The following is a 23,890-nucleotide window of genomic DNA, read 5'->3' on the forward strand; positions in this document are numbered from 1 at the left end:
TTTTTCGTTAATAAGTTGTAAATTTCGACATGAAATTTTTATATTAGTTTATGATGTTTTTGTAACAAAAAATCTAAAAAGGAGTGATGTGATTCATGTTTAACAAATTTTCGGGAAATTCAAAGGCAAAAAAGATTTGTGGAATTGGGGCATTAGCAACTTTTATAGGTTTTTCGTCTTTAGGGTCAGTTAGCGCGGGTAGTTATGTTGATAAGTATAAACAGTATAATGTTGGATCTAGTGGTGGTTCTTATACAAATAGTGCCGGTTTTTCTGGCGGTGGTGGTAGTGGGAATTTATCAATGACAAGTACTATTAGTAAAGACAAACGTTTAATAGGGGTAAAGTTACGTACCAGTATTGATTCTGGTGACCCTTATATACAAAGTTTTTGGGCGCAAAGTAAAACGAGTTCCAATGTGCACTATCCTTTAAGTGCTTATATTATGCTTTAATAGGTGAAAAAGATGTAGGTAAGTTTACTACTGAAGAGTTGATTGAAATTGCTAACTCGATAGAATAATAAAAAGAAACAAAAATAAAGAAAGAATACCCTGGATTGTAGGTGCTTTAAAAAGTCCTATAATTCGGGGTGTGTTTATTTTTATAAGAAAGTATTATTTTTTAGTGAGGAGGTCTGTAAAAATGGTCTGATCTATGTGGATTTTCTAACAGATTAATTAAATTTCTTGTTTGTATTGATCCGTTATATTAAGTATTAAGTATTTCAAATCTAATTATCATTTTCCGTTACGATATTTTATTTATATCCGGATCATAGCTTTAATTCAATTCATTATTGTATCCCATGATGAACTGCTTGAGACAGGGTCTATTCTCGTTTTAGTCATTACTTTATACATATCCAATATGAGGGATTTGAAGAAGGAGTAGTAGTGCAGACTTTTGTTTGTGCTACTTTTTACATCTTGACCTTCAAGTTACTTGAAAGTTTACAATGTAAATAGGACGTTTGAAATCGAAAAAAATTGAGAAATTAAGTGAAGAGATTTCTTTTACTTTGGAGGTTATAGAAATGAGTCAGGAATTGAAATTACGTCCTTTAGAACGGGAAGACTTAAAGTTTGTACACGAACTTAATAATAACGCGCATATTATGTCGTATTGGTTTGAAGAGCCTTATGAAGCATTTGTGGAGCTGCAGGATTTATACGATAAACATATACATGATCAAAGTGAGCGCCGATTTATCGTTGAGAAAGATAATGAGATGGTGGGATTAGTCGAATTAGTAGAAATCGATTATATTCACCGTAGAACTGAATTCCAAATTATTATTGATCCGAGTTACCAAGGTTACGGTTATGCAGCTGATGCAACGCGTTTAGCGATGGATTACGCTTTTTCCGTATTAAATATGCATAAAATATATTTAGTTGTCGATAAAGAGAATGAAAAAGCTGTACACGTTTATAAAAAGGTCGGATTTATAGTAGAAGGTGAGTTGCAAGATGAGTTCTTCGTTGATGGCAACTACCATAATGCGATAAGAATGTGTATGTTCCAAAAAGAATATTTTAGAGTGAAGAGGCTATAGACAATGATTGTCTATAGTCTTTTTATTGTATAAGTCAACAATTATTTATCGTAAAACAATAAATAATTGTTGACTTATAATGTGTCGGGACTTATTATGAGGGTAGCAAAAGGAATGCGGACAAAGTAATTGTGAAATTAAAGGAGAATATATTATGAAAAATAAATTTTTATTAGCTATCGTACTAATATCGTTAGGAGTTACCTGTTTATTAATACAAGGTGCAACTAGTAAAGTGGAGGAAAATGGTTTGCTTGTAGAACCGTTCTTTTTCTTAGTACCAGTAAGCTATCTATTGTTCTTTAGTGGTATTGGTGTGTTGCTATTTGGATTTATCACTTCAAAGTTGAAAAAACAGCAATAGATACATGCTGTTAGTTTAGGAGTGGATTTTTGTGAAACAAAAAGAATTGTCATTATGGTTAAAGTTAATTATCATTCTTTGCGGATGTTTTGGTTTATTGTTCTGCATATATATTGGGCCAGAAACGGGAAGAGCGGTATTGTTAGTTTCAGAAAATTTGAAGGGGCTATATAAGCCATTCGTACTGTTCATTTGGATTACAGGAATTCCATTTTTTAGCGCTTTATTTTTAGGATGGAAAATATGTTCAGATATTGCCTCACACCAAGCCTTTACTGTAAAAAATGCGAATCGATTAAAGAGGATTAGTATTTTATCTATGACTGAAGGTGTTTTATATATCGGAGCATTACTATATATTTTCGCAGCTGGAAGTTATCATACGAGCTTTTTAGTTATTCTGTTACTTATTTTATTCTTCTCGGTCGTTATATCTATTTTTACTTCCTTACTTTCTCATTTAATTAGAAAAGCAAGTGAAATAAAAGATGATAATGACTTAACGATTTGAGGTGTTCTGTTATGACAATTATAGTAAATCTCGATGTAATGTTAGCGAAAAGGAAAATGAGTGTGACAGAGCTATCTGAGAAATTAGGAATTACAATGGCGAATGTCTCGATATTAAAAAATGGAAAAGCAAAAGCAATTAAATTCTCAACTTTAGAGAAGATATGTGAAGTTTTAGACTGTCAGCCAGGTGACATTTTAGAGTATAAAAAGGAGGAATTATGATGAAGAAAAAATACTTATTAGCATCTAGTCCAATATTTTTAGGAGTGCTATGCATAGTTATGTTTAATATAATTGGTTCTGAAGTGAAGCCAGATGGAACTTTAGTAGAACCATTTTACTTAATTCCATTAGCGTATTTATTTGTTTTAATTGGGATTATTACGATTTTGTTCGTAGCTATTTTCTCGATGTTTCGAAAAAAGCAAGAGCGATAAAGTTTCACTTTATTTTCCATTCCATATGGCGGGACATACTTCTTATGAAAGAAAGCGACTCAATAGAGTCGCTTTTTTATATTCCACCGAGCTTCATTCCAAGGAATGCGAATAGGATACCAATTATGTAAGTAGTACTTAAATATAAAAGGAATGTGTAAATTTTTTTGCGATTGAGAAGCTGAATGGACTCTAATTTAAGTGTCGAAAATGTGGTGAATGCGCCCATAAATCCAGTTCCTAATAATAATTGCCATTCTGTAGAGACTCCGTTGCCGATTATATACCCGAGTAAAAATGCTCCTGTTATATTAATAAGGAATGTAGCAATTGGAAAGGGTGTTTTATTTCTTTTTTTAAACCAATTGCTAATTGCAAATCGTGTAATCGCACCGAAAAACCCTCCAGTTGCCACTAATAAAGCTTCCATCATAAGTGATCACCATCCGTAAGTGATTTCTTAATTAAGAAATCACCTAGTGTATAGCCAAGTCCAGACATAATGAGACCGCCAAGTATGCTACATGATACATATAAGAAAGCCGTGCTCCATTCAGAATGATTGATTAATTGCACAGTTTCTACACTAAATGTTGAAAACGTCGTAAAGGAACCGATGAATCCAGTCCCGATGCCTGTGATAACCTCTGAAGGTAAGATGTTTAGCCGGGCGATATACGTAGTTAGCCATGCTAATAAGAAGCAGCCGGCTAAGTTAATGAGTAATGTAGCTAATGGAAAAGAATGATGCCAAAATACATGAATAGTAAGACCTAAATAATAGCGGGAAAGGGCTCCTAATATGCCGGCGATGCCAACGATAATATAAATCAATTTTCTCACCTCTTTAAATAGCTTGCTCAAAAAAATAGACTCCTACCAGTAGTTATACTGGTAGGAGTCATTAGCTAAGCAGCGGTTATGGCGAACTCCATCGCCTATGATTATTACATATAGTGTACTAAACATTGCGTTTAATTTCCAGTGGAGAAGTTAGTGCATTTTGTATTTATATAATAGTTTAAGATAAGGAATACTTACTTATAAACTAAATATAGTGATATAAGGTTTTCAGTGTGATAAAATATTTCGTATGTCTGTCATTTTTTTATTTAACTGAAAATAAAGAAAAGTAAAATCGTATGTTTTAGAAAAGGAGTCGTTTGTTTGAAAAAGTTATTAAAAATAGTACTTATATGTATTTTAGTAGGTGTGGGAGTTGTAGGTGGGTTTTTAGCTTATATGACACTTACAAAAGAACAGCCGGCTGATGTTATAAGCTTGAAGGTGGAAAACAATAAGGAGCGCGTAATTGCGCATGAAAATGAATTTAAAGTAACAACATTTAATATTGGATATGCTGGACTAGATAAGGATCAAGACTTCTTTATGGATGGGGGAAAAGGGTCTGGTTCAAGTAGTAAAGAACAAACGGAAACTAACTTAAAGAATATGCTTTCGTTTTTACAAAATGAGAATAGTGATTTTGCACTATTACAAGAAACAGATATAAAATCAATGCGATCATTTGATGTAAATGGGCATGAATTTTTGAAAAAAGGATTACCTGATTATGCTTCGTCATTCGGAAAGAACTACGATACGAAATGGGTTCCGGTGCCAATAACAAATCCAATGGGATATGCTGAAGCTGGATTAAGTACATTTTCTAAATATACGGTTCAAACAGCGAAGAGATTTCAGCTTCCTGGAATGGAGCCGTGGCCAAAGCGTTTATTTGATTTAGACCGAGCGATTGTTGAACATAAAATACCTGTTAATAATGGGAAATTTGTTAGACTCGTAAATCTACATTTGTCTGCTTATGATGAAGGCGGGAAAATTAGAAAACAGCAAGTAGAATATTTAAAAAAATATATGAACAAGCATTATGAAAATGGTGATTATGTCATAATGGGCGGAGACTGGAATCAATTACTTTCTAACGTTCAGTTAAGCGATCCTAAGTTTGTGAAAGAGCGTCCTGAGTGGTTAGTAGAATTACCGAAGGACTTTACTGATGGTGGCTTTAAGTGGGCTGTAGATCCGTCTGTTATGACTGTGAGAGATGATGTAAAGAAATACGTGGAAGGTGAAAACTTTGTCACGATTATTGATGGCTTTATCGTTTCACCGAATGTTGAAATTGTAAATGTACAAGGGAAAGATTTGAAGTTTGAAAATAGCGATCATAACCCAGTGAGTGCGGTATTCAAGCTGAAGTAATCGATACGTATGAGTAGAAGGTGGGGCTTCATATATGGAGTGGTTAAAGAGAACTTGTTTTTCTAACCTTGAGAAAGAATCACAGAAAAATCATTTATTGTTGTTTATCACGATTTGTAGTTTCTTCCTTGGGATAATCGCGATTGGGTATTACGGATATATTTTTACAGAGAGAGCAATAGTATTTTGGATGTGTGGTATTTCTATCGTAGTATTTGGAACGCTGCTTACTTTTATAGAAAGTATGGAAGCAATGTATAAATACATCATGACATGTATGCTACTTATTATGTCTTTCATTATGGTACAAGCATTTAATGAAAGCCCAGCTGTATTTCAAATGATCTATTTTACATTAGCGGTTTCACTTATTTATTTGAGTGAACGTCTTATTTTAATTCTTGGCGGGGTAGCAGTTGTTGTTACATTTATACTTTGTAGTTATTGGCCAAATCAATTTTTTGCGTATACAGCGTCATCTGAAGCTGCAAATTTCGCAAGCTTGTTAGCGATTGTAACGATCGCTATGTGGGGTGTCACAAAGATTGGTTCTAATCTTTTGGCTCGTTTAAGGGATGAGAAGCAAGCGGTGATGAAGAAAGCTCAGGAGTTAGAAGAAACGCAAAGGCTTATTGAGGAAACTGTTGTGAAGTTAGATAGTAATTTCAATCATTTAAGACAAAATATGAATACATCGATGGAGTCAATGAGTGAAATTAACTTTGCTTTTGAAGAAGTAGCAGTGGGAACTCAATCGCAATCAGAGATGATGTCACGTTCAGTAGAAGTATTGAATGATATGGAGGGAAATATTGACCAAATCATCTCTCAAGTAAGAAATGCGTCGATGCGTGTTGATAAAAGTTTGGAAATCTCAAAGGGTAGTGTAAATACTTTAAGAAATTTTGAAGCTAACATGAGAAGTTTAAATGATGTTGTTTCACAATCAGGAACGATATTTAGAGAATTAATGACACAATCGAAACAAATTAATGAAATTGTAGATGTAATCACGAATATTTCAAGTCAGACGAGTTTACTAGCTTTAAATGCAAATATTGAGGCTGCAAGGGCAGGCGAGCATGGAAAAGGTTTTGCTATTGTAGCGAATGAAGTATTAAAGCTTGCTGAAGAATCGAATCGTTCTGCGGGGAGAATTCAAGGGATTTTGAAGGAGTTTAGTAATCAAGCAAGTAAAGTAGAAGTGCAGGTAGAGAAGTCAGAAAGAGTACAAGAAGAATGTAACGAAATGTTAGCAAGTGTTTTGACCAATGTAACGGATTTAGGGAAGTTTATTGATGCGATTAATGATGTAATGAGGGAGATTGTTGGTCATCAAGAAAGTTTCCAAGCTAAAACGACGAATATCGTAAAGGACGTTACACATGCTTCTAACGTAATTCAACAAACTTCTGCAGCTACGGAAGAAGTGTTAGCGAGTGTTGAAGAAGAAAAGCATCGAAATGATACATCGGTGAAGACGTTACATACTGTTAGCGAGCAAGTGAAGTTGCTAGAAGATATTTTAGAAAAGTAATATCTCTTAAAAGGGTACACCATGTGTGCTCTTTTTTCATTTAAATGAATACTTGATAGTAATTTAATTGCTTTTCTGCGTGTTTTCTGCCAAGCTTAAGGAGATAAACTGAGACTTTAATTAGTGGGGCTATACGCTACTGATTATTAGTTGAACCCCGCAAATAGCGGAATAAAATACTTCAAAGAAAGAATTATATAGGTGACGCATATGATCGAAGTTAAGACTTCTGAACTTAGTGATGGAGAATTTAATAGAGGGGTATTTGCAACTCGTGATATTAAAAAGGGTGAGTTGATACACTCAGCACCAGTTATCTCTTATCCGAATGAACAGCATGAACACATTGAGAAAACGTTACTTGCTGACTACGCATTTGAGTATGGGGTAAATCATACGGCATTCCTGTTAGGATACGGCATGTTATTTAATCATGCATATAATCCGAATGCAACGTATGATATTGTCTTCGAGAATCATACGTTTAACTTCTTTGCTTACAAAGATATAAAAGCGGGAGAAGAGATTCTAATCAATTATAATGGTGAAGTTGATGACGATGAGCTATTATGGTTTGATAAGGAAAAAGAAGAGAACGAAAAATAAGTTAAAAAGTATAGAAAGGGCACATTCTGTGGGATGTGCTCTTTTTTATTGATGAAAATAAAGTAAAGATTACAAAAAAATACCACTTTTCTTTCGTATGGTATAGTAAGATATTGAAGGGTATTACTTTGAAAAGCCTATATATTTTACAAATTGTTGTCTATATAGTTACATGTCAAGTTTAGTAGCCCATTTGGGTTGCTTTATTATGCGATATATATTTTAATATGAGTGGAACCTCTTATAATTTAAGAGGTTTATAGGTGTGCTTTATGTACACTGTATTCACCACGTTAGCTGTTGTTCTGTAATGCATTTTTACGTGGGGATATTATGGACCCGTATATAGCGGGATAAAAAGATTATAGAAATAGAGGAATTGTAAAATGAATATGCACGAGGTTTATAAATATTTAAGTACAGTATTGCCTGAAGGTCATGTGAAGCAAGATGAAATGTTAAAGAATCATACGCATATTAAAGTGGGCGGGAAAGCGGATGTGTTCGTTTCTCCTACGAATTATGATGAAATTCAAGAAGTTATAAAGTATGCGAATCAATACAATATTCCAGTTACGTTTTTAGGAAACGGATCGAATGTTATTATTAAAGACGGTGGTCTTCGTGGGATCACAGTAAGTTTAATTCATATTACAGGTGTTACTGTAACAGGAACGACGATTGTAGCACAGTGTGGTGCAGCAATTATTGATGTATCACGTATTGCATTAGATCATAATTTAACGGGTCTTGAGTTTGCTTGTGGTATCCCAGGTTCAGTTGGCGGAGCGTTATATATGAATGCTGGTGCTTACGGCGGTGAAGTATCGTTTGTATTAACAGAAGCTGTCGTAATGACAGGTGATGGAGAGCTACGTACTTTAACGAAAGAAGCATTTGAATTTGGATATCGTAAGAGTGTATTTGCGAACAACCATTACATTATTCTTGAAGCGAGATTTGAGCTTCAAGAAGGTGTGCGTGAAGAAATTAAAGAAAAAATGGATGATTTAACGTTTAAACGTGAGTCAAAACAACCTTTAGAGTACCCTTCATGTGGCAGTGTATTTAAGCGTCCACCAAATAATTTCGCGGGTAAGCTTATTCAAGAATCAGGACTGCAAGGTAAGCGAATTGGCGGAGTTGAAGTTTCTTTAAAACACGCTGGATTTATGGTGAATGTTGATAACGGAACTGCACAAGATTATATCGATTTAATTCATTTTGTACAAAAGACAGTTGAAGAAAAATTCGGTGTGAAATTAGAGAGAGAAGTAAGGATTATTGGAGAAAATCTACAGTAATCTTTGAATAAAAAACGTATAAAAGTATGAATTATTTCGAAATAACATTTGGGTATTGTTGACAATTTGATTTTGATTCAATATAATGGCTAATAATTTAACAAATAAATTATACGTTGAAAGAGCCCAGTAGCAGTTTGTCACTGTTATTAAAGAGAGCTAGGGATTGCTGGAACCTAGCACAAACAAACTTGTGAATTACACTCTGGAGTATCTTAGGTAACGCTAAGCGGACTAGCAATCGATATTATTGCTAAGAGTGGTATGAATAGCTATGCTATTTATGCAAACTGGGTGGTAACACGGTGAATAATCGTCCCTATGTCTATCGTAGACATAGGGGCTTTTTTGTTTTCAAAAAATAAAGGGGATGACAAAAGATGAATATTATTGATGAATTAGAATGGCGCGGTGCTGTGAATCAACAGACAGATGAAGAAGGTTTGCGTAAGTTAGTAGAAGAGAAAAAGATTTCACTATACTGCGGAGTGGATCCGACTGGTGATAGTATGCATATTGGACATTTAATTCCGTTCATGATGATGAAAAGATTTCAATTAGCTGGCCATCATCCGGTTATTTTAATCGGAGGGGCAACAGGAACAATTGGTGATCCGAGTGGTCGTCAATCCGAGCGTCAACTACAAACGTTAGAAGTGGTGCAGCATAATGTAGATGCGTTAACAGCACAAATGAAAAATCTATTTGACTTTGGCGGGAATAGCGAAGTGAAGATGGTAAATAACTATGACTGGACACATAAAATAAACATTATCGAGTTTTTACGTGATTACGGAAAAAACTTTAGCATAAATAGCATGTTAGCGAAAGATATTGTCGCAAGTCGTTTAGATACAGGGATTTCTTTCACAGAATTCACGTACCAAATCTTGCAAGCGATGGATTTTCATCATTTATACACAAAAGAAGATGTTCAATTGCAAATTGGTGGTAGTGATCAATGGGGAAATATTACGAGTGGTCTAGATTTAATTCGTAAGTTAGAAGGTCATGAAGCGAAAGTATTCGGATTAACGATTCCATTATTATTAAAATCAGATGGTACGAAGTTTGGTAAATCAGCAGGTGGTGCGGTTTGGCTTGATCCTGAAAAGACAACGCCGTTTGAATTTTACCAGTTTTGGGTGAATACAAATGATCATGATGTAATTAAATACTTGAAATACTTTACGTTCTTAACGAAAGAGCGAATTGATGAATTAGCTGTGAAAGTAGAAACAGAGCCTCATAAACGTGAAGCGCAAAAAGTATTAGCAGAAGAAATGACGAAATTCGTTCATGGAGAAGAAGCATTTTTACAGGCAGTGAAAATTACAGTAGCGTTATTTAGCGGAGATATTAAGTCGTTAACAGCTGATGAAATTGAACAAGGCTTTAAAGAGATGCCGACATTCCAATCTTCAAAAGAGACGAAAAATATCGTAGAGTGGCTAGTTGATTTAGGAATTGAACCTTCTAGACGTCAAGCGCGTGAAGATATTAATAATGGGGCTATATCTATGAATGGTGAAAAAGTAACGGATGTCAGTAGGGATGTTACTGTAGAAAATTCATTTGATGGACGATTCATCATTATTCGTAAAGGGAAGAAGAACTACAGCTTAGTGGAATTAGGAGAATAGTTCTTGTGAAAGAGCGGAAGTAGGGAAGATATCTACTTCCGCTCTTTTCATATACACAATTTCGACACAAAAAAGTCAGTATATTTCGATAATTAAAGAGGTTATATTATTCTTTTGCCGAATAAATAAGTTAGAGAAAATTACGGATAAAGTGAAACTTTAATCAGTGGGGGGGTTTGTTCATCCCCACTGATTATCAGCCCGCAAATAGCGGGATAAAAATAGCCCGAACCATGCAGGGCATGATTCGGGCTTATATTCAGATTAGTAAGCTAAGCTGAATAGACCTTTAATGTGTGATAAGTAACGAACGTTACTTGCTTCTTTCATTAATGATGCTGGTAGGCCTTTAAGCGGAGTATTGCTTGCTCCGATTGTAGCGACAGCATCTTTACGTCCTAGACTAGCAAGTGTTCCAGAGTTGATAGGTGCAAACTCTTCGAATGCTTTGCCTTCTAGTGCTGCGTATAAGTTGTATCCAATTAACTCACCCATTTGCCAAGCGATTTGTGCAGTTGGTGGGTATGGACGACCGTCTGGAGAGAAGACAACAGCGCTGTCTCCAGCAACGAATACGTCTTTGTGAGAAGTAGATTGTAGATGTGCATCAACAGTTGCACGACCGCGGTTTACTTCAAGACCTGATTCACCAATTAATGGGTTACCTTGTACGCCGCCTGTCCAAACGAATGTGTTAGCAACGATTTTTTGACCGTCTTTTAAGTCAATTTCATTACCAGCAACGTTTGTTACAGGAAGACCTGTTAAGAATGTAACACCGCGTGCTTCTAAGCTAGCAGTTGCACGTTCGATTAAGTGGTCTGGTAATACTGGAAGGATTTTTGGACCTGCTTCAACAAGAAGAAGTTTAACTTCTTTTGGATTTACGCCGTGGCTTTTTGCAAGTTTAGGCATAATGTCAGCAAGCTCACCAACTAGCTCAACGCCAGTTAATCCGCCACCACCGATTACGATTGTAGCATCAGCTTCGTTTTTCGTTTTAGCGTATTCACGAATACGGTCTTCAACGTGTTTGTAGATTTTGTTTGCATCAGCAGCAGATTTTAATACCATGCTGTTTTCTTCTAGTCCTGGAATACCGAAGTAAGCAGTTTTACTTCCTAAAGCAACTACAAGTGCATCGTAAGATAAAGTAGTGCCACCAGCTAGTTTGATTTCTTTGCTATCAACTGAGAATGACTCAACTGTTGCAATTTTAAGATCGATGTCTTTACCTTTGAAAAGCTTTGTAAGTGGCATTGCAATTGCTTGCTCAGCAACGTTACCAGCTGCAAGGCGGTGTAGTTCAGTGATGATTTGGTGCGTTGGGTATTGGTTAATCACTGTAACTTGTGCTTCTGATTTGCTGTAATATTTACGTACGTTTAAAGCGGCAAGAAGACCGCCATAACCAGCGCCTAAGATGACAATTTGTTTTGACATAGTATGATATCCCCCGTCTTTACTAATTGTTGTTATAAGTTAAATTATTTATTGTTACGTTCTGCACTAATTTGAAGGTATGCGTTCACAAAGCGGAACATTTTTTGTGCTTGTGGGTCTTTTAGTAATTTTAATAGACCGAACAGGCCGATAACTTCGTTGCTTTCATCAGCACGATCTTTCGCTTCGATAGCAGTTGCAGCCATGCCTTTTACTGTATCTTTTACAGGTTCTACAAGCTCTGTGATTGCACTAACAGTGTCGCTTTTTAATACTTCATCAGTAGCAACAGTTTGAGCGAAGTCATAAGACTTAGTTAAAATGTTAACAAGCTCAGTTAATTTTGGAAGCTGTTCTACTAGTGTTGTTAATGATTCTTGTACCTCAGGTTTTAACAACTGATCAAGTACATCAAGTTGTCCTTGGCTAGCAGAAATTTGTACAGTTTCTTGTTCTGGCTTTGTTTGAGTCATAGTTTCTGGCATCTCCAATTCTCCTTTACGATAGCAATACTCTTATTTTTTATAGGTAAGATAGTAAACGCTTATGAAACTTTATACAAAGTTTCACAAAGCACAATAAAATGCCTTTAAATTTATGATAGCAAGTAAGCTGAAATCATAAATCCAAAACCATAATGTCCTACCTATTATTTATGAACTGTCCGATACATGGCTTGTCCGCATAATGGAAAGTTCCCTTATCGGAAAGTGTATATAATATATATCCTATATTATATACTATATACACGTATGTTAACATAAAAATGATTCCTAATTATTTGATATTGATTCTGTAACCTAGTACTGACAAGGCATGAAAGCGCATAAATTATTTTATCTATCTTAAAAATGTACATATATATAAAGAAAAAAAGGAGGAAATGGACAAATTTATGTTCATTTTTTCCTTTTTTTATTGTTCACCTTCTGTAATTAGCATTGATGTGTTACCGCTTTTTTCAAGGTGGCATTCGCCCCAAGTACAAAGAGAATCAAGAATAGATTCTAAAGACCAACCGTAGTCTGTAAGAGAATATTCTACTTTCGGTGGTACTTGATTGTATACCTTTCTTTGAATAACTCCGTCTTCTTCTAATTCGCGTAATTGCTGTGTTAACATCTTTTGTGTAATACCAGGCATGAGACGTTTTAATTCACTCGTTCTCTTTGTACCTTTCGTTAAGTGGCAAAGAATAACGACTTTCCATTTGCCACCGATAACCTCTAAAGTCGCTTCAACGGGAATATTATATTTCTTCATATAAAAATCTCCTTTGATGAATGTAGATTTCATTTCTTCAACAAAAGAAGCTAAATAAGTTAAATATTACTTTTTAGTGCCTATAGCACTTTAAAGTACGTACTTTTTATCGTGTTGAATATATTTCATAATAGCATACGTAAGAGGGAAATGAGTAGTACGGTACTAAAAAGTGCCTATGTTACTTTTGGGTACCTATCGTACTTTAAAGTGCGTTCTTCAAAAAAAGAGTGAAGCCATTCATAATAGCATTTATCAGCAGTAAAGTTATTTTTGTAGAAGATAAAAAGGCCTTTTTATCATACTATTATGATTGGATTTCTCGTATTAAGGAGGAGTTCAATTGAATTCATATGCAGTATCATCTTCGGCTGTTCAGACGAAGCGAAGAAGTATGTTTGCTTTATTAGCGCTAGCAATTAGTGCATTTGGAATTGGTACAACCGAGTTTATTAGTGTCGGTTTATTACCATCTATTTCGGAAGATTTACATGTTTCTGTTACAACAGCGGGCTTAACCGTTTCTTTATACGCGTTAGGAGTAGCATTCGGTGCTCCTGTTTTAACCTCGTTAACTGCTAGTATGTCGCGAAAAACATTATTAATGTGGATTATGATTGTCTTTATTATCGGTAATGGAATTGCAGCGGTAGCAACGAGTTTTACTGTGTTACTTATCGCGAGGGTTGTCTCTGCATTTGCACATGGCGTTTTTATGTCGATCGGATCCACAATTGCGGCTGCACTTGTACCAGAGAATAAACGTGCTAGTGCAATAGCATTTATGTTTACTGGTTTAACCGTTGCGACGATTACAGGTGTACCAATTGGAACGTTTATTGGTCAACAATTTGGCTGGAGAGCATCTTTTATGGTGATTGTGGTCATTGGAATTGTTGCCTTAGTCGCAAACAGCATGTTAATTCCGTCTAACTTAAAAAAGGGTACACGAGTATCATTTCGTGATCAATTCAAACTTATCACGAACGGAAGACTCTTACTTGTTTTCGTCATTACTGCATTAGGATACGGAGGAACATTCGTAACATTTACGTATTTATCTCCGCTATTACAAGAAGTAACAGGATTTAAATCGAGTACCGTTACAATCATTTTGTTAGTGTACGGGATTGCAATTGCGATTGGGAATATGGTCGGCGGAAAATTATCGAATCATAATCCAATTCGAGCACTATTTTACATGTTCTTTATTCAAGCAATTGTATTATTCGTACTAACATTTACAGCGCAGTTTCAAGTAGCAGGGCTTATCACAATTATTTTTATGGGGCTATTCGCGTTTATGAATGTTCCAGGACTACAAGTGTATGTCGTTATATTGGCTGAGCGTTTCGTGCCGAGTGCCGTTGATATCGCATCAGCAATGAATATTGCAGCATTTAACGCAGGAATTGCTCTTGGGGCTTATTTGGGCGGTATTGTAACGAACTCGTTAGGATTAATTCATACAGCTTGGGTAGGCGGCATTATGGTAGTAGGCGCTGTTATTTTAACGGCTTGGAGTATGAACTTAGAAAAAAGAGATCAAGCAAAATAAAGGAGAGAAAAATATAATGAAAAATTTACAAAGTAAAACAACATTGCATAACGGTGTGGAAATGCCTTGGTTCGGTTTAGGTGTATTTAAAGTAGAAGATGGACCGGAACTTGTAGAGGCTGTGAAAGTAGCTATTAAAGAAGGATACCGTAGCATTGATACAGCTGCGATTTATGGAAATGAAAAAGCAGTTGGAGAAGGCATTCGCGCTGGTATAAAAGAAGCAGGGATTTCTCGAGAAGATTTATTCATTACTTCAAAAGTATGGAACGCAGATCAAGGATATGAAACGACACTTGCTGCATACGAAGAGAGCTTAAAAAAATTAGAACTAGATTATTTAGATTTATATCTTGTCCATTGGCCTGTTGAAGGGAAATATAAAGATTCGTGGAGAGCGTTAGAAACACTTTATAAAGAAGAACGCGTGCGTGCAATTGGCGTAAGTAACTTCCAAATCCATCATCTGAAGGATGTAATGGAAGGTGCGGAAATTAAGCCGATGATTAACCAAGTAGAGTATCACCCGCGTTTAACGCAGAAAGAACTACAAGCTTTCTGTAAAGAACAAGGAATCCAAATGGAAGCATGGTCACCACTTATGCAAGGGCAATTATTAGATAATGAAACTTTACAAGAAGTTGCTGATAAATACGGTAAAACAACAGCGCAGATTATTTTACGTTGGGATCTTCAAAATGAAGTTGTAACGATTCCGAAATCAACGAAAGAACAGCGTATTATTGCGAATGCTAATATATTCGACTTCGAATTAACAAAAGAAGATATGGAAAAGATTGATGCTTTAAATCAGAACCACCGCGTTGGTCCAGATCCTGATAACTTTGATTTCTAATAGAGGTAAGTTCAAAGAGTGCAAAAAAGTTTGCACTCTTTTTTGTTTTGTCTATGCATAAAAAACGTTTCTAACTAAATAATACATAGTAGTAAATTTGTTATTTTATAAGGGGTTGTAGACATGAATATAAAACGATCGTTCAAGCTAATGGCTGCTTTTTTGAGTGTTTTATTTGTATTTGCGAACTTATTATTCCCACTTCAAAAGGCATTCGCAGAAGTTATGGATCATACGAAGTATGAAATGGATTGGAGCTATAGTAAGTCAAAGAAGAAACCAATTCGAACAGAGCTTATTAAAACGGCAGATGGAAAAATTGCATTTTGCTTAAATGTAGATTTGAAATCTCCGAGCGGCCAAGATTTACCTGAAATGGGTAAAGTAGATATTAACGTATATCGTGTACTATTAAACGGGTATCCACAGAAGAGCCCACAAGAATTAGGTGTTTCCGATTGGAGAGAGGCACATTACGCAACGCAGCTTGCGGTGTGGAATGCGTTAAAACAAATTGATATTAACGATTTAGATTTCCGTAATAAAAATGTAGAAAAAGTAACGAAAGATATCGTTGCAAAAGCAAGCGCTAGTGAGGAACTACAAGAAATTACGATGAGTGTAGTACCATCAGAAGAGCAAGAGGCAGTATTAAAAAATGAGTTTTTTGAAACAGGTTTATACACAGTGCAAACAAATGCAAAAAGTGGAACGTATAAAGTGCAAGCAACAGGTGCACCAGAAGGCACGAAGTTCGTAAATGAAAAAGGCGAGGGAAAAACAGAATTTAATGTAGGAGAAAAGTTCCGCATTTTAATTCCGAAACAAACACCATCGGGTGGATTTAGCTTTAAAGTATCAGGGAATTTAACGAAACTACAAGGAATCGCGCATAAAGGAACACCGACAATTCAAAATGCAGTTGTATTACTTGAGCGTAGTGAAGAGAAAACAAGTCCAGAGTTGGCGGTAAGTTGGAAAAAAGCAAATGGTCATGATAATAAACCAAATAAACCATATACTCCAAACGAACCACATAAACCAAATCAAGATAAAAGATAAAAGATTAAAGAAAAGCACTGGTATGTTCCAGTGCTTTTTTTGTATGCTTACATTTTTGTAAGGTTGCTGTAATGTATCTAGATTATAGTTTTTGCAACATGCTGTTAAAATTAAGAAATAATTTACGATATATAAGGGGAGATACACCGTGAATGAACGTTCAAAGGCGCGAATTAGTTTTTTTATTTACCTGTCTATTTTAATTATATTTGATATAAAATACTCGTTTATGATTTTGAATATGTTCCTTGCCTTTGCTGCACTAGAACTTTCTTTTTTATTGCCATTATTTAAAGTGAAACAGAAAAGTGAAATACCGGTGAGTAGCCTATTTTATATTATTTTCATACTACTATCACCGAATGTATTTTACGTAGTAACAGATTTAATTCATCTAAATATATATGAGTTTAATTATAAAAAAGGGCTAGTACTGGAAGAGTGGAAAAACTTTTTTGTATTAACAAGTGGAGTCATAATCGCAATTTATTATTACATTCTTATGCTGAAACAAGTGAACAATCTTTTACAGACGAAATGGAGAAAAGGTATGCTCTTTGTTTTTATATTACTTTCTAGTATCGGGATATTTATTGGAAGGTTTTTGCGTTTCCATTCGATTCATTTATTTACAGAGCCATTATCTTTAGTAAGACAGTTTGTATATGCAATGAATGGATCTTCGGTACTTTTCATTATATGGCTGACGCTTTTACAATGTACGGTTTGGTGGTTATTTGTAGATGTAAAAAGGAGGGAATTATAATCGATAAAGATATTGTAACGTTAACGATAGTACTTATAGCGATTGCTCTATTTCTTTTTATCTCACAAGTCTATATAGCGATCCTTCTGTATAAGTATGAAAAGTCTTGGTGGTGGGGAGGGCTTAGTTTCCTTTTACCGTTTGGACTTAATGTGTACATATATCAAATTATTATATTAGAAAAACGAGTGGGGATATTTTTTGAAAGGTTAAATTCAAGTGAAAGAAAATTATGGAGGAAAATATATTTTCTTGTATTGCTACAATATATGTTCTTGTTTGCATGCTTCGGATTTCTTACATCGCCAGCATTAATGTTTTGATCAGTACGGTATAATGAAACAAAAAATTAGAGAGAGAGATGAAAAATGAAACTTCGTATTTGTGAAATAACGACAGAAAATCGGCATGAAATTGCTAACTTAAAAGTAACAGAACAGCAGCATAAATTTATTGAAAGTACAGTTGAAAATTGTTTAGTTGATGCTGAAACGAAATATAAAGAAGATGCGGTTTCCATAGGTCTGTATGATGGTGATATACCTATTGGATATGCAATGTATGGCTGGTTTGAGGAAGAAGAAAAGGCTGTATATTTAAATCAATTTGTCATCGATAGTGCATGCCAAGGAAAAGGGTATGCAAAACCATTATTGCGTTTGTTAATGGATCATTTTACAACAGAATATAATTGCAAAGTTATGTATTTAAGCATACATCCAGAAAACAAACTCGCGCAAAAATTATATGAATCAATTGGGTTCCATTTAACCGGTGAAATTGAGGATGAGTGGTTACACGGAAAAGGATTTATAATGAAACGTATGTTGGATTAATAAAAACCTGTCCGGAAGATTAGTATCTTTCAGGCGGGTTTTTTATTCTAAAATAGCATTAAAGTTAGAAATCTAAACATTAAGATTTTTGGATTAAATTCATGAAATTGTAATATTAATCTAATTGAAATGTCTATCTAACAAGAAAGAAATCGTGTACAATTCACTTTGGAAAAACTGTCCATAGATGGATGCCTATGAATGAATTGTAAAAAAACGATATTTTTATACACATTTTTCATGTATAGACAACAATACCTATTAAAATGTATTTCTTATCATTATCCCGCGATGAAAAAAGGAGAACTCATCACAAAACATAGAGAGAGATGAGAAGGAATTTTATACTTAAAAATTTTTGTTATATAAGAAAGCGAATACATATAGGGAATAAAGGTGAGCGGTATTGGTAAGCGAAGTTTTGCTGTGTATTTTAAATGGTTGTATAAAGATAATTTGATTTTGCATTAAATGAATATATCTATGATGGTTTGTATTACAAAAAGAATAGGGGACACAGATTATGTCGAAGAAAAAGACGAGTAGGGTATTAGTAGCTGGTATATGCATATCTACATTGTTATCACCAGTAGCTTTCGAAGCATCAAAAGGATATGCGGCGCCTTTGGAAGAGAACAAGGGTGGGAATTTAGAAGAGAATAAATTTGAGCAGAGGACGTTTCAGTTGCCGGGTAAAGGTAGCGTAGATGAAGAAAATAAACGTTTAAGAGTTACTTGGAAACTTTCTGCTAATGAGCCGACTGGAATTTATGCAGCGCCAAATGAAGAGATTACAATTGACATAAAAGGAACGCAGTCTATTCAAGCTTTCATAGGAACGAGATCTTATGATGAAAAGGATCCAGAAGAGTTTGATTTAAAACCAGGGAAAAACGTTATTTCATCTCCAAGAGGCGGTATTTTATATTTTTATAATATGAATAACGAAGGAGAGGTAACAGCTTCAGTTACGAATGGTGGTAGCCATTTCCCTTTGTTTATTTTAGGTAAACATACGAAAAAAGATTGGGGTGAAATGTTAAAAAAATATAAGGATCCTTATGCAGTTGAATTAAAAGGTGAGAGAAGCTTAATTACTACTACTTACGATTCTGTGCAGAAATATATGAAGAATACGGATCCAACAGAGCTAATGAAATTACACGATAAGATTATTCGTTTGGAAAACGCAGTGGCAGGATTATCTGAGGACGGTGTTGGGGTTGCAAAATCTCCAACTCATTATGTTCAGTTTGTTGAAAAACGGAAGCCTGCTGAAGGGAACTTTATGTTTGCGACAAATTATCATACAGGATATATCCCGACGGCAATGAATAGAGTTTTAGATTTAGAAGTACTTGAAAAGGATGGCTGGGGACCATGGCATGAAGTTGGACATTTACATCAGCAAGAACCTTGGAAGTGGTCTAAAGTAAGGGAAGTCACAGTAAATATTTACTCATTAGCTGTTCAAAAGGCATTAGGGAATCAATTAGAAATGGATGAGCACTATAAAGAGTCATTTGAGTATTTAGAGAGACCTAAAGCAGAAAGGGTCATTGATGAAATCAATCCTCTTACAATGTTTTGGCAATTAAATGTAGTGTATGGAGAACATTTTTATCCTAGGTTACATCAAGCTTATCGTTTGTTGCCTCAGAGTGAAATGCCTAATTCTGATGAAGAGAAAAAGCAACTATTTATTTATATGACATCAAAAGTGGTTGGGCAAAATTTAATTCCTTTCTTTGAGGAATGGGGATTAACGCCAAATGATGATACTAGAGAGAAGATAGAAAAATTAAATTTACCTAAATTAGAAAAGGAAATATGGAAAGCTACTGATAGTAATGATATTCGCGAGAGGCAAGTTGAACCGTATAAGGTTCCGTATGGTGAACCTGCTAATGAGGTACAAAACCTTTTAGTTGGTACGGATTCTGATGAAAACGAGGCGAGTAAACTTGTTCAAAATTTAGGTGAGAATGTAAAAGTAACAGGTAAGATCATATGGCCTAAATTAGAGAATGGAAAACAGGAAGTGTTAGTAGAAATTGAAGATGAGAAAGGAAATAAAAATTCAATTCCTGTCCAAGTTAATGGAGTTTATGGTGACAGTATAATTTTTCAAGGACTTTCAAATGAAGTAATGTCCACAGTGATGCTTCGTCACAATGAAAAAAAATTAAATGTAAACTTTACTAATAATAAAATACATTACCGTTTTGAAAAAGAAGAATATATGGGCTTAACGGTATATGATCGAAATGGGATTGAAAAGAAAAGTGTATCGGCAGAAGGGCAAGAAAATGGAAAACGATTTGCGCTTGAACTAAATGGATTGGATTTTGAATATGGTGATGTAGTAAAAGTATTCCATGCAGAACCAGACCGTTTGAAGTGGTATCAAAATAACGCACTTGTAGATCAAGGAAATGCTAAAAATAAAAAAGAGAAATTATTCCAAATCACTCCGCAAGGGTTCGAGTTTAAAGATGGTTTACAAGAAGTAACAGCAGTCCCGCAAAAAGTAGTAGTCGGAACAGATGTTGAAAAGTTAGAAGCGAAAAACTTCGTACAAGTAAAAGATGGAGAAGTGAGTGGTTTTGCAGAAAAACCAAATACATCAAAAATCGGTAAACAAAAAGTAAAAGTAGAGACGAAAGATCGTTTTGGAAATAAGCAAGTGACGGAAGTTCCTCTAACAGTAACATATGGAGATAGTTTACTTGTATATGGATTAAGCTATGGTACTGACGATATGAAGTCAATTATAACGTTACATCATGATACGAAAAAACTGAGTGTAACAGATACAAAGAATCTGATTCATGATTACTTTAAAGATGAGAAGTATTTTGAATTCACACTGTACGATAAAGAGGGAACAGAGAAGAAAAATATAGCGGTAAAAGGTTTGGAGAATACGAAAGCTTTTGCCAAGGAAGTAGATGGACTTGCATTTGAGTATGGAGATGTTGTGAAAGTATACCATGCAGAATCTTCTCGTTTACATTGGTACCAAAAAGATTTATATGTGGGAGAAGGAAACAGTAAGGAGATAAAGGAATTAGTCTTCAAAATTACTGAAAATGGATTTGAAAGGTTAGACGGTGAGCAAACAGTAAAAGTAAATCCACAAAAAGTAGTAATTGGAACAGATGTAGAAAAGTTAGAAGCGAAAAACTTTGTTGAAGTAAAAGATGGAGAAGTAGTTGGATTTGTAGAGAAACCAAATACATCAAAAATCGGTGAGCAAAAAGTAAAGGTAGAGACGAAAGATCGTTTTGGAAATAAGAAAGTGACAGAAGTGCCGTTAGAAGTAATTTACGGAGATAGCATTATGTTCTTTGGTACAAGTTATGGCGGAACAAACATTAAATCGGTTGTAACTTTGAACCATGAAGAGAAGAAATTCGGTACAACAGATTCAGAAGGTAAAATGCATACTTCATTTGCGGATGAGAAATATATGGGAATGACTGTATATGATAAAGATGGGAAAGAGAAGAAAGCAGTATCTGTAAAAGCGTCTGAAAATACGAAAGCATTCGCAGAGCAATTTAAGGGAATGTCGTTCGAATATGGCGATATAGTAAAAGTGTATCAAAGAGAGTTTGATAGATTTAAAGTGTATAAAAACAATGAATTCGTGGATGCACAGTATGGCGTTCATGAAGTGTTCTTTAAAGTTACGGAGCAAGGTTTCGAAAGAATGGAAGCTCAGCAAGAAATAAAGGCAGTACCACAAAAAATAGTAATCGGAACAGATGATGCAAAATTAAATGCAAAAGATTTTGTTCAAGTGAAAGATGGAGAAGTGATTGGTTTTGTAGAGAAACCAAATACAACGAAAATCGGAGAACAAAAAGTAAAGGTAGAAACGAAAGATCGTTTCGGGAATAAGAAAGTAACGGAAGTATCACTAGAAGTAACGTATGGGGATAGCTTGGTATTTAAAGGGCTAAATTATAGTACTGATATTAAATCGATTGTAACATTGCAACATGATCAGAAAAAATTCAGTACGACAGCTGATTCGAATCCGGTGCACCATTATTTTAAAGAAGAAACGTACTTTGAATTTACATTATTAGATCAAAAAGGAATAGAGAAGAAGAAAGCGACTGTAAAAGGTGTTGAAAACACGAAAGAGTTTGCAAAAGCGATTAACGGCTTAGAATTTGAATACGGTGACGTTGTAAAAGTGTATCATGCAGAATCGGATCGATTTAATTGGTATCAAAATAATAACTTTACTGGTCAAGGTAAGGCGAAAGTAGAAAAAGAATTATTCTTTAAAGTAACAGAAAAAGGTTTTGAAAGAATAGAAGCTCTACAAGAAGTAAAGGCAGTACAGCAAAAAGTAGTAATCGGAACAGATGCTGAAAAGTTAGAAGTGAAAAACTTTGTTGAAGTAAAAGACGGAGAAGTAATTGGATTTGTAGAGAAACCAGACACAATGAAACTCGGTGAGCAAAAAGTAAAAGTAGAGACGAAAGATCGTTTTGGGAATAAGACAATAACAGAAGTACCGATTGAAGTGACGTATGGAGATAGCCTGGTGTATCAAGGTGTGTCCAATGTTACACGTTCTATTGTTACGTTAAATCATGACGAAAAGAAATTACATGCAACATTTACGAATGATGTGATTCATTATCGTTTTGTGAATGAACAGTATTTAGGTTTTGCGATTTACGATCAAAATGGAAATGAGAAAAAGCATATATCAGCAGACGGTCAAGAAACCTCAAAGAATTTTGCAGAACAAGTAAATGGTACTCCATTTGAGTATGGGGATGTTGTAAAAGTGTATCATGCAGAACCAAGTCGTCTGAAATGGTATAAAAAGAATGAGTTAGCAGAACAAGTAGCCTCAGCAGAAGTTGCATTTAAAATCACTCAAAGTGGATTAGAACTAGTAAAGGGAATATTGTAATAAAAAATGCGCGTAGATATTGGATCTACGCGCATTTTTTTCTATTACTCAGCTTCAGAAACTACTGTGAAGCGTTCGTTTACATGTTTTGGATTTTCGATTTCATCAAGTGCTGCAACTGCGAAGTCTTCGTAACTTACGTAGCTATCACCTTTCGCATTAACAAGAAGGTTGTCTTTGCCAGCTGTATAAGAGCCAGTGCGTTTTCCTAATGCAAATAGTGCAGAAGGGCTAATGAATGTCCAAGTAATATCATTTGTTTGATTTAGGATTTCTAAGTTTTTACCTTGGTTTTGAGCTGTTGCAAGATATTCATTTGGGAATCCTGGTGTATCAAATACACGTGTTGTTTTCTCTTCGTCTACAAATAAGCTACCAGCGCCGCCAACAACAAGTAATTTTGTATTAGGTGCACCTTTCATAGCTTCGATAAGTACGTTTCCTGCATCTACGTGAAGATGTTCTTGTCCGGCTGGAGCACCGAATGCATTTACAACTACATCGAATGTTTGTAGGTCGTTAGATGTAAGAGCGAATACATCTTTCTCTAGAACCTTTACATTTTCTTCTGTGATTTTTGCAGCGCTTCTTACGATTGCAGTTACTTCATGTCCGCGATCTAAAGCTTCTTTTAAAATGCGACTTCCTGCTTTACCAGTTGCTCCGATGATTCCGATTTTCATAATAAATCCCTCCAAAGTGTTTTGTTAAAATGTATATCTGAAAGTAAATGAATGTATTGTAATTAGGTTTGTTACAACCTGATGTAACCATTATAGTTACAGGTTGGTCTTTTTGTCAATGGTGTTGTTTGTAAATTTATTTTTTGTTTTAGTATGTACATTTAAAGGGAGGAGAGTCATAAAAAGATTGTTACGTTATAATCACTAACATTTGGAAAAGTGTAAATTGTCGAAAAATGTTGATTTTTAAATGTTTTTTAAATATAATTCGTTTTATGGAGAAAAGGAGGGGT

General features: G+C 34.9%; 23 protein-coding genes, 1 pseudogene, 1 riboswitch and 1 other annotated feature. Of the genes and pseudogenes, 18 read left to right on the forward strand and 6 right to left on the reverse strand.

All coding sequences use genetic code 11. The features are described 5' to 3' along the window. Positions 1-95 precede the first annotated feature (95 nt). The 7 genes and pseudogenes from I6L50_RS07300 (at position 96) to I6L50_RS07330 (ending at position 2,872) form a co-directional block, all read left to right on the forward strand. On the forward strand, positions 96-455 hold the full coding sequence (locus I6L50_RS07300; protein WP_257475356.1) for a hypothetical protein: 360 nt from the start codon (positions 96-98) through the stop codon (positions 453-455). 250 nt (positions 456-705) lie between these two features. Beyond that, positions 706-894: pseudogene (locus I6L50_RS07305) on the forward strand (phosphate-starvation-inducible PsiE family protein); the annotation flags it as partial. A 142-nt stretch (positions 895-1,036) separates the two neighbouring features. After that, a complete protein-coding gene (gene speG / locus I6L50_RS07310) occupies positions 1,037-1,558 on the forward strand; it encodes a spermidine N1-acetyltransferase (protein ID WP_002112781.1) in 522 nt (173 codons plus the stop codon). A 154-nt stretch (positions 1,559-1,712) separates the two neighbouring features. Then, positions 1,713-1,922: a DUF3955 domain-containing protein gene (locus tag I6L50_RS07315; protein ID WP_219300995.1), complete on the forward strand. Its 210-nt coding sequence runs from the start codon at positions 1,713-1,715 to the stop codon at positions 1,920-1,922. A 31-nt stretch (positions 1,923-1,953) separates the two neighbouring features. Continuing rightward, positions 1,954-2,433 (forward strand): DUF2975 domain-containing protein, encoded by a 480-nt coding sequence (locus I6L50_RS07320; RefSeq protein WP_219300996.1) that lies wholly within the window; start codon positions 1,954-1,956, stop codon positions 2,431-2,433. 11 nt (positions 2,434-2,444) lie between these two features. Next, on the forward strand, positions 2,445-2,657 hold the full coding sequence (locus tag I6L50_RS07325; RefSeq protein ID WP_219300997.1) for a helix-turn-helix domain-containing protein: 213 nt from the start codon (positions 2,445-2,447) through the stop codon (positions 2,655-2,657). After that, the gene (locus tag I6L50_RS07330) at positions 2,657-2,872 is read left to right on the forward strand and encodes a DUF3955 domain-containing protein (protein ID WP_219300998.1); all 216 of its coding nucleotides are present in this window, start codon (positions 2,657-2,659) and stop codon (positions 2,870-2,872) included. The genes I6L50_RS07325 and I6L50_RS07330 overlap by 1 nt, the downstream gene beginning before the upstream one ends. 76 nt (positions 2,873-2,948) lie before the next feature. Here I6L50_RS07330 and crcB (I6L50_RS07335) read toward each other — a convergent pair whose 3' ends face one another. Both crcB (I6L50_RS07335) and crcB (I6L50_RS07340) read right to left on the reverse strand, forming a co-directional pair. Then, positions 2,949-3,305: a fluoride efflux transporter CrcB gene (gene crcB, locus I6L50_RS07335; protein ID WP_088040406.1), complete on the reverse strand. Its 357-nt coding sequence runs from the start codon at positions 3,303-3,305 to the stop codon at positions 2,949-2,951. Then, positions 3,302-3,706 (reverse strand): fluoride efflux transporter CrcB, encoded by a 405-nt coding sequence (gene crcB, locus I6L50_RS07340; RefSeq protein ID WP_219301294.1) that lies wholly within the window; start codon positions 3,704-3,706, stop codon positions 3,302-3,304. The genes crcB (I6L50_RS07335) and crcB (I6L50_RS07340) overlap by 4 nt, the downstream gene beginning before the upstream one ends. Before the next feature lie 54 nt (positions 3,707-3,760). Next, positions 3,761-3,820: riboswitch (Fluoride riboswitch) on the reverse strand. A 219-nt stretch (positions 3,821-4,039) separates the two neighbouring features. Here crcB (I6L50_RS07340) and I6L50_RS07345 point away from each other — a divergent pair. From I6L50_RS07345 to tyrS, 5 genes are all read left to right on the forward strand, one after another. Then, on the forward strand, positions 4,040-5,098 hold the full coding sequence (locus I6L50_RS07345; protein ID WP_219300999.1) for an endonuclease/exonuclease/phosphatase family protein: 1,059 nt from the start codon (positions 4,040-4,042) through the stop codon (positions 5,096-5,098). A 34-nt stretch (positions 5,099-5,132) separates the two neighbouring features. Beyond that, entirely contained in the window at positions 5,133-6,635 is a 1,503-nt protein-coding gene (locus I6L50_RS07350) for a DUF4077 domain-containing protein (RefSeq protein WP_219301000.1), read from the forward strand. A 210-nt stretch (positions 6,636-6,845) separates the two neighbouring features. Next, a complete protein-coding gene (locus I6L50_RS07355; RefSeq protein ID WP_000573650.1) occupies positions 6,846-7,241 on the forward strand; it encodes an SET domain-containing protein in 396 nt (131 codons plus the stop codon). 386 nt (positions 7,242-7,627) lie between these two features. Then, positions 7,628-8,545: a UDP-N-acetylmuramate dehydrogenase gene (gene murB / locus I6L50_RS07360; protein ID WP_002034675.1), complete on the forward strand. Its 918-nt coding sequence runs from the start codon at positions 7,628-7,630 to the stop codon at positions 8,543-8,545. A gap of 107 nt (positions 8,546-8,652) precedes the next feature. Then, positions 8,653-8,869, forward strand: a binding site (T-box leader). Between the two features lie 56 nt (positions 8,870-8,925). Further along, entirely contained in the window at positions 8,926-10,188 is a 1,263-nt protein-coding gene (gene tyrS, locus I6L50_RS07365) for a tyrosine--tRNA ligase (protein ID WP_219301001.1), read from the forward strand. A gap of 264 nt (positions 10,189-10,452) precedes the next feature. Here tyrS and I6L50_RS07370 read toward each other — a convergent pair whose 3' ends face one another. The 3 genes from I6L50_RS07370 to I6L50_RS07380 all read right to left on the reverse strand — a co-directional run bounded on the left by I6L50_RS07370 (position 10,453) and on the right by I6L50_RS07380 (position 12,894). Further along, positions 10,453-11,631 carry an NAD(P)/FAD-dependent oxidoreductase gene (locus tag I6L50_RS07370; protein ID WP_002016002.1) on the reverse strand — a complete coding sequence of 393 codons (1,179 nt, stop codon included), beginning with the start codon at positions 11,629-11,631 and terminating at the stop codon, positions 10,453-10,455. A 44-nt stretch (positions 11,632-11,675) separates the two neighbouring features. Continuing rightward, positions 11,676-12,116 carry a DUF1641 domain-containing protein gene (locus I6L50_RS07375; protein ID WP_001115312.1) on the reverse strand — a complete coding sequence of 147 codons (441 nt, stop codon included), beginning with the start codon at positions 12,114-12,116 and terminating at the stop codon, positions 11,676-11,678. A gap of 430 nt (positions 12,117-12,546) precedes the next feature. After that, positions 12,547-12,894 carry a winged helix-turn-helix transcriptional regulator gene (locus I6L50_RS07380; RefSeq protein ID WP_000760478.1) on the reverse strand — a complete coding sequence of 116 codons (348 nt, stop codon included), beginning with the start codon at positions 12,892-12,894 and terminating at the stop codon, positions 12,547-12,549. Positions 12,895-13,288: 394 nt separating this feature from the next. Here I6L50_RS07380 and I6L50_RS07385 point away from each other — a divergent pair, with 394 nt between their 5' ends. The 6 genes from I6L50_RS07385 to I6L50_RS07410 all read left to right on the forward strand — a co-directional run bounded on the left by I6L50_RS07385 (position 13,289) and on the right by I6L50_RS07410 (position 22,914). Next, positions 13,289-14,452 (forward strand): MFS transporter, encoded by a 1,164-nt coding sequence (locus I6L50_RS07385; RefSeq protein WP_219301295.1) that lies wholly within the window; start codon positions 13,289-13,291, stop codon positions 14,450-14,452. A 16-nt stretch (positions 14,453-14,468) separates the two neighbouring features. Further along, positions 14,469-15,308 (forward strand): aldo/keto reductase, encoded by an 840-nt coding sequence (locus I6L50_RS07390; protein ID WP_374108353.1) that lies wholly within the window; start codon positions 14,469-14,471, stop codon positions 15,306-15,308. A 123-nt stretch (positions 15,309-15,431) separates the two neighbouring features. After that, the gene (locus I6L50_RS07395) at positions 15,432-16,370 is read left to right on the forward strand and encodes a thioester domain-containing protein (protein ID WP_219301002.1); all 939 of its coding nucleotides are present in this window, start codon (positions 15,432-15,434) and stop codon (positions 16,368-16,370) included. 148 nt (positions 16,371-16,518) lie between these two features. Beyond that, the gene (locus I6L50_RS07400; RefSeq protein ID WP_219301003.1) at positions 16,519-17,136 is read left to right on the forward strand and encodes a DUF1361 domain-containing protein; all 618 of its coding nucleotides are present in this window, start codon (positions 16,519-16,521) and stop codon (positions 17,134-17,136) included. Positions 17,137-17,504: 368 nt separating this feature from the next. Further along, positions 17,505-17,972: a GNAT family N-acetyltransferase gene (locus I6L50_RS07405; RefSeq protein WP_219301004.1), complete on the forward strand. Its 468-nt coding sequence runs from the start codon at positions 17,505-17,507 to the stop codon at positions 17,970-17,972. A 523-nt stretch (positions 17,973-18,495) separates the two neighbouring features. After that, positions 18,496-22,914, forward strand: coding sequence for a putative mucin/carbohydrate-binding domain-containing protein (locus I6L50_RS07410; protein WP_219301005.1), 4,419 nt, complete (start codon positions 18,496-18,498; stop codon positions 22,912-22,914). A gap of 44 nt (positions 22,915-22,958) precedes the next feature. Here I6L50_RS07410 and I6L50_RS07415 read toward each other — a convergent pair whose 3' ends face one another. Beyond that, a complete protein-coding gene (locus I6L50_RS07415; protein ID WP_219301006.1) occupies positions 22,959-23,597 on the reverse strand; it encodes an NAD(P)-dependent oxidoreductase in 639 nt (212 codons plus the stop codon). Positions 23,598-23,890: the final 293 nt, after the last annotated feature.

Source organism: Bacillus sp. FDAARGOS_1420, assembly GCF_019344915.1.
GTDB lineage: Bacteria > Bacillota > Bacilli > Bacillales > Bacillaceae_G > Bacillus_A > Bacillus_A mycoides.

Coding starts and splice junctions, on each gene's coding strand:
- I6L50_RS07350 (WP_219301000.1), top strand. CDS start 5,133: ATGGAGTGGTTAAAGAGAACTTGTTTTTCTAACCTTGAGAAAGAATCA.
- I6L50_RS07390 (WP_374108353.1), top strand. CDS start 14,469: ATGAAAAATTTACAAAGTAAAACAACATTGCATAACGGTGTGGAAATG.
- I6L50_RS07405 (WP_219301004.1), top strand. CDS start 17,505: ATGAAACTTCGTATTTGTGAAATAACGACAGAAAATCGGCATGAAATT.
- I6L50_RS07375 (WP_001115312.1), bottom strand. CDS start 12,116: ATGCCAGAAACTATGACTCAAACAAAGCCAGAACAAGAAACTGTACAA.
- tyrS (WP_219301001.1), top strand. CDS start 8,926: ATGAATATTATTGATGAATTAGAATGGCGCGGTGCTGTGAATCAACAG.
- I6L50_RS07300 (WP_257475356.1), top strand. CDS start 96: ATGTTTAACAAATTTTCGGGAAATTCAAAGGCAAAAAAGATTTGTGGA.
- I6L50_RS07370 (WP_002016002.1), bottom strand. CDS start 11,631: ATGTCAAAACAAATTGTCATCTTAGGCGCTGGTTATGGCGGTCTTCTT.
- I6L50_RS07415 (WP_219301006.1), bottom strand. CDS start 23,597: ATGAAAATCGGAATCATCGGAGCAACTGGTAAAGCAGGAAGTCGCATT.
- murB (WP_002034675.1), top strand. CDS start 7,628: ATGAATATGCACGAGGTTTATAAATATTTAAGTACAGTATTGCCTGAA.
- crcB (WP_088040406.1), bottom strand. CDS start 3,305: ATGATGGAAGCTTTATTAGTGGCAACTGGAGGGTTTTTCGGTGCGATT.
- I6L50_RS07395 (WP_219301002.1), top strand. CDS start 15,432: ATGAATATAAAACGATCGTTCAAGCTAATGGCTGCTTTTTTGAGTGTT.
- I6L50_RS07385 (WP_219301295.1), top strand. CDS start 13,289: ATGTTTGCTTTATTAGCGCTAGCAATTAGTGCATTTGGAATTGGTACA.
- I6L50_RS07325 (WP_219300997.1), top strand. CDS start 2,445: ATGACAATTATAGTAAATCTCGATGTAATGTTAGCGAAAAGGAAAATG.
- I6L50_RS07410 (WP_219301005.1), top strand. CDS start 18,496: ATGTCGAAGAAAAAGACGAGTAGGGTATTAGTAGCTGGTATATGCATA.
- I6L50_RS07315 (WP_219300995.1), top strand. CDS start 1,713: ATGAAAAATAAATTTTTATTAGCTATCGTACTAATATCGTTAGGAGTT.
- speG (WP_002112781.1), top strand. CDS start 1,037: ATGAGTCAGGAATTGAAATTACGTCCTTTAGAACGGGAAGACTTAAAG.
- I6L50_RS07355 (WP_000573650.1), top strand. CDS start 6,846: ATGATCGAAGTTAAGACTTCTGAACTTAGTGATGGAGAATTTAATAGA.
- I6L50_RS07380 (WP_000760478.1), bottom strand. CDS start 12,894: ATGAAGAAATATAATATTCCCGTTGAAGCGACTTTAGAGGTTATCGGT.
- I6L50_RS07330 (WP_219300998.1), top strand. CDS start 2,657: ATGAAGAAAAAATACTTATTAGCATCTAGTCCAATATTTTTAGGAGTG.